Origin of the sequence: Prevotella sp. P4-119 (assembly GCF_002251345.1) — a bacterium.
GTDB lineage: Bacteria > Bacteroidota > Bacteroidia > Bacteroidales > Bacteroidaceae > Prevotella.
On record NZ_NPJB01000024.1, the window covers coordinates 1 to 5959 of the forward strand.

General features: G+C 42.5%; 4 protein-coding genes. 2 read left to right on the forward strand and 2 right to left on the reverse strand.

Annotated features, from left to right (window positions below; all coding sequences use genetic code 11):
• Positions 1 to 1233: 1233 nt before the first annotated feature.
• Both CIK89_RS02605 and CIK89_RS02610 read right to left on the reverse strand, forming a co-directional pair.
• Positions 1234 to 1656, reverse strand: a complete 423-nt coding sequence (locus CIK89_RS02605; protein WP_094389884.1) for a GxxExxY protein — start codon at positions 1654 to 1656, stop codon at positions 1234 to 1236.
• 375 nt (positions 1657 to 2031) lie between these two features.
• On the reverse strand, positions 2032 to 2721 hold the full coding sequence (locus tag CIK89_RS02610; RefSeq protein ID WP_094389885.1) for a hypothetical protein: 690 nt from the start codon (positions 2719 to 2721) through the stop codon (positions 2032 to 2034).
• 919 nt (positions 2722 to 3640) lie between these two features.
• Here CIK89_RS02610 and CIK89_RS13285 point away from each other — a divergent pair.
• A complete protein-coding gene (locus CIK89_RS13285; RefSeq protein ID WP_144007333.1) occupies positions 3641 to 3832 on the forward strand; it encodes a hypothetical protein in 192 nt (63 codons plus the stop codon).
• Positions 3833 to 4438: 606 nt separating this feature from the next.
• Positions 4439 to 5602, forward strand: a complete 1164-nt coding sequence (locus CIK89_RS02615) for a hypothetical protein (protein WP_144007334.1) — start codon at positions 4439 to 4441, stop codon at positions 5600 to 5602.
• Positions 5603 to 5959 lie beyond the last annotated feature (357 nt).

Consider the following 5959-nt stretch of genomic DNA (forward strand, 5'->3'; position numbering starts at 1 on the left):
ACCTCTTCGACAGACCGATTCTACCTTTTTACAACAAAGGTACGAAACTGTCTTTAGCAATCATAGTTTTACCTTGATTATTTAACATTTATGCGACTGCGTCGCATTCTTCTGCAAACTTAGAGTGTTCTCTGTGTGATCCGTGGATTATTATCATCGGAATTTAGACGGAATTTATACGGAAACAAAATCTTTAAGAAAATCTTAACAGAAAATGCGCTCGAGTTCCTCGCTTCTGGGAAGGGATTTAATTATGGATCGCCTTGCGGCTCGAAATCTTAACAAGAATCTTTAGAATAATCTTCAACCAGAATCTCTAAACACTAACCTATAAACTATAACCTTTAACCTATAACCTCTAAACACTCTGTGTTCTCTGTGTGATCCGTGGATTATTAGAGTGTGGTCCGTGGATTTAACAGGATAGTTCTTCTATTCCTGGACCCGATGTGGTATCGGTCCCAGTAACGTGGTTGCCCTTTGGAAAACGTTTGTTGTCATAACGGTGGTTTTCGTCGGCGATAGAAGAAGAGTGATAGAGCAATCCTGCGTCATTTCCTCTTTCTATTTGATGGAGTCGTTGGCGATCACCGGCTGCGGTGATGGTGCCATATTGCTATTGACTGGCATCATATAAGTCCTTCGTTTTGTGTTTTACGATTCGTAGCAAGGGGTTATGACAGTGATAACAGGTTTGTTTGAATCTAGCATTTTCCCCTCGTGCGTGTGTCGCTATCAAGGGTTTTCTGGTGACCCTCAGGTCATCATTTCCCTTGTAGCGTACAAAGGTACGCATTTTTCTGTATAAAACATCAAAATGTTATGAAAAAATTTAGGTGCGCCAATAAAGGGTTTATTCTGAGTAGCCTGAAGGCTAGAAATCGTTGAGGAAATCTTTTTTAAAGAATGGCCGGGGGCCAGAAATGGATAAATAACAGTGCTGTTTGATTTTCTTAGTAGCCTGAAGGCTAGAAATCTTGGAGGAAATCTTCTTTAAAGAATGGCCGGAGGCCAGAAATTGTGTATTATTATTCATTTTATCTCCTTTCTTTATTTCTTGCGCTCACGCTATATCTTTATTCAGATTTCCTCTAAAGATTTACCTGTGGTTAGTTTTGTCGTGACTCAGCATAGTGAAAGCGCGCTCTCACTCTGTCTTCGCTACTCCAAAACATCTTGCCGAAGGCAACCAAAATACTCAATTTTTTATTAACAGAAAGAATAGCCAAAACATTAGAACAACCGAACTTGTTCGATACTTCCATTAGCATCTAAACGATACCATTCGCTATAAACACGATCCATTGAAAAATTAATTAGCATGCCCCAACGGGTATGTGTAAGAACCATATAATTCTTCAGTTGTTTTCTTTGTTCGTCTTTGATATATTTGAGAGCTTTAAGTTCGATAATAATATCATCATCTACGACAAGGTCCATTCGATAAGTTTTATCCAACCTAACATCGTCCCAATACATAGGCAGCTCTTTTTGTACTTCTACTTTATATCCATCTTGCACTAACAAGTACTTTAAAGCACATTCATAAGCTGATTCCAACAAGCCACCATGATACTTATTAAAAACTTTCATAGCTACACCTACAATATGCTTTTGTCGTGCAAGCTGTTTGTTATATTCTTCTATCAAATTCATGTTCGTATTCTGTTTAAATTCATAAATATGTTGTATTATTTAAAGCTTGGGTTAAGCCCGGAAATCGTCAGATTTACTGAGGCGGCTCCTTTTTGTGTTGCCCATGGCTAGAAATCTTATGTGGAAATCTTTGTTAAGAATGGCCTAGGGCCAGAAATCACGTTTCTTTTTCATTCTATCTCCTTTCTTTATTTCTTGTGTAAGCAATATCTTTATTAAGATTTCCTCCAAAGATTTACCTATGGTTTGTTTTGTCGTGACTCAGCATAGTGAAAGCGCACTCTCACTCTGTCTTCGCTACTCCAAAACATCTTGCGCAGCAACTAAAAAATTTTTCTGTGATTTACCTGAGGTGAATTCTGTGTGACATTTCATTTATTCGGCGGGGGTGAAGTCTTCGTTGTGGACGTCGCGGAGGGCGACGGCATAGCCGCCGACCTCGATGACGAGTTGGCGGTCGCGGTCAACGCGGACGATGTAGCCCTCGAAACCTTTGAAGATGCCGGTGAGGACACGGAGTTTGACGCGGTCCTTGGCGAATTTCAGGAAGGGGTCACGTAAGAAGGTGATGTGTTCGGGGTGACTGGAGAGGACTTGCATGAAAGGTTGCATCTTCTGGTGGGAGATGCTGGCGGGGAGTCCTGTGCTGCAGTCTTTGATCAGATGGTAGGAGGGGTAATGGGTGCGTAAGAAGGTTTGTAGCGACTGGGTGTCACCCTGTAGGAAGACGAGACCACTGACGGTGGGGAGGTGTTTCTTGATGACTCCCTTACCATTACTCTTCTGTTTATATTTATAGGAGTAATGGATGAAACAGGCGTGAGGGGCTTCAGGATGGGCGAGGTTGTAGGCGTCCATCTCTTTTTTGAACGCCTCTACCTGTCTGTTATGTACGAAGAGGTAGCCCCAGGGTTGTTGGTCATCCCCTACCCTTTCTTCGGCATTAGATACTTGTTGTTTTACTGGTTCTGATGTAGCATCAGCACTTTTGATACGTATGCCTTTCGGAAAACGCTTGTCGTTTTCGTTGGCAATAGAAGGTGTTATAGAGCAATCCTGCGTCATTTTTTTTATTCTATTGTTTGAGGTTTAGTGGGTTGCTACCCATGTGGCGTACAAAGTTACGAATTATTTTTTAATATCACACAGAAATCCGTGATTTTGTTTATCCACGGAGCACACGGAGGACACGGATCATCGGATTTTAGACGGATGTTAAACGGATATTTTTTGGGGGTAGCCTACGGCTAGAAATCTTTGGGGGAAATCTGTATTAAGAGTTGCTGACGCAAGAAATAATTCAATTTCACTATAATCTTTAAAGAAAATCCTTGACTAGAATGCGCTCGAGTACCTCGCTTTTAGGGAGAATTTTATAATGGATCGCCTTACAGGCTCGAAATCTTAAATAAAATCTTGAAAATAATCTTTAACTAACATCTTTTTGTGTAAGTTCCGTGTGATCCGTGGATTATTATCATCGGATCTTAGACGGAATTTATACGGAAACAAAATCTTTAAGAAAATCTTAACAGAAAATGCGCTCGAGTTCCTCGCTTTTGGGGAGAATTTTTTGGGGATCGCCTTACAGGCTCGACATCCTAACTATAATCTTAAAAATAATCTTCAACTAGAATTTTTTCCGTGTCTTCCGTGTGTTCCGTGGATTATTATCATCGGAATTTAGACGGAATTTATACGGAAACAAAATCTTTAAGAAAATCTTAACAGAAAATGCGCTCGAATTCCTCGCTTTAGGGAGGGATTTTTTGGGGATCGCCTTACAGGCTCGACATCTTAACTATAATCTTAAAGAAAATCTTAAAAGAATCTGTGTGATCCGCGTAAACCGTGTGAGACATTTCAGGAGTTAGTGTTAGGGTTAGCGTTAGGGGTATAGATGGAAAATTGTTAGTATTTTTACCGGACAAATTTTATTTATTTTTTCAATAACAATAATTACTAACCAAAAACAACTAAAAACATGAGCAAAAACAAGACTTTATCCAAAAAAGAATTAGCAATTCTTTTAGGTGTTAACAAGAGAACACTTAACAGATGGCTTAAGCCTCACCGTAACGAACTCGAAAAGCTTGGTGTTAAACCCTGTGGACAGATTTTCACTCCAGGTGCAGTAAAATATCTATGTGAAGTATTCTGCATCTCTCTTGATTAAAGTCCTCGAAAAGAGTGACAAAGAGTGACAAAGAGTGACAAAGAGTGACAAAGAGTGACAAAGAGTGACAGTCACCTTTTCAGACTTTGTACCTTTGCAAACGACAACAGGTGATGAGCCCTGAATGATGAGGGGAAGACACCACGAGAATCTAAAACAGTTTAAAACCAAAGATTATGACAAAAATCAGAAATCCAACAACAGGGAAGAGGGAAGGAAGATGCACTAAAACGCATCATTCTCCGATGAACACCCTACCAGTTATCGTTCGGTTCTCGTTCACTTCTCGTTAGGTCCTCGTTCGTCTCTCGTTCGTCTCTCGTTGCTTATTCGTTAGTCTATCGAAGACCTATCGAGGACCGAACGAAGAACAAGCGAAAAACGAACGAAAGAGCGACGAGAAAACGACGAGAAAGGAGCGAAAATGCGACGAGGAAGGAGCGATGTAGCTCCTTGCTGGTGGCGAGGAAGCTTTTTTATTCATTCCGCCAATATTGGCACAAAATCAACGTTTTCGTTAAGCCAAATGAGCAGAATAAAGCTCGCTTTAATTCTGCCATGGCGAGAAAACGAAGGATGAAATCCAACATTAAAACAACAAACATTATGGCAATTTTAAACGGTATTATTTCAAAACTTTGTGGTTCAGCAGGTAATCTCACCTTCAAACGAAACGGTGGACAGACGGTGGTATCAGAGAAGATCACCCAGAAGAAGGACGCGAAGACGGGTCAACAGCTGAAACAGCGCATGAAATGGGCGAACATCATCAGAGAATATCAGGTGTTGCAACCCTATATGAAGCTCGCCTTCGGCGGTACACGCAACAGACGCAGCGACTACCATAAATTCGTGTCGTCGAACCTCTCACACTCTCCTGTGTATCTCACCAAACCTGACGTGAATGCAGGCATCTGCATCGTTGCACCCTATGAGATCACACATGGTAAGGTGAAGTCGATATCGGTGACCGGTAAGGGTAACCAGGCGGTGACAGACATCGATCTCGGCGACCTGGTCATCACAGCAGAGACCACCGTGGCAGAGTTCTCGAATGCCGTGGTGCAGAACAACAGGGGGTATGATTACGGGGACCAGATCACCTACTTCCTCCTCACACAAGAGGTGAACGACGTGACACACGTGCCGATGGTGAATGTGGATGCCAGCAGCGTAGTACTCGTGAGACGTAGTGAAACGAAACTACTGTCCCTTGCAGACGTTCGTGGCTTCTCTATCCAGGAGGGCTGTCTCGCAGCACAGCAGAATCATGATTTCGGCAACCACGGTATGGTATGGATTCACTCCCAGAAGAGAAAAAACAAAACGGAGATATCGGCTCAGTACCTCATCGTGGAGAACAAGCTATTGGAGGCATACCAGAATGATGAGGCGTATGAAGAGGCGGTGAACAGCTATGGCGGTTCGACCGACATCTTCCTCTCGCCCGATGAGAAGTCTAACAAGGAAAAGACTGATGAGGTGGTGTCGCCTACTACCCCAACAGACACGAAGAAGACGCTGACACTGGTGGCGAACCCGATGGGCGGTGGCAGTGTGTCCGGCGGCGGTAAGTATGAGGCTGGCACGGAAGCGACCATCACTGCTACCCCATCGGAGAACTACACCTTTAAGAGATGGAGTGATAACGACACCTCTGCGTCACGTACCATCACGGTGAATAGCAGTCAGACGCTCACTGCCTACTTCGAGACGGTGACTGGTGGGGATTCGTCTGAACAGAACCCTGGTGGCGGATTGGATGGGTAACAGATAACCACAAGAGAGATTTATGCAACTAATCCTATTTTTATATTTAAAAACTACGAGTATGAGAATTAATTGGAAGCGCGTAGCGCTGTATGTGCTGAGAGTGATAGAACTGGTGATCACTGGTGCTGCCGGCGGGGCTATGAGTGATCACCAGTTCTATCACTCTCAGCACATACAGCGCTACGCGCTTCCAATTAATTCTCATACTCGTAGTTTTTAAATATAAAAATAGAAAAAAAGAAAAGTGCGGCAACAATAAAAAACAAAGAACAAAAAGCAGAAATCAAGAGACTTAAAGATACCATCGAAGAAACACCTATTGATGAACGTGCCGACATCTTTGCCAAAATCAAG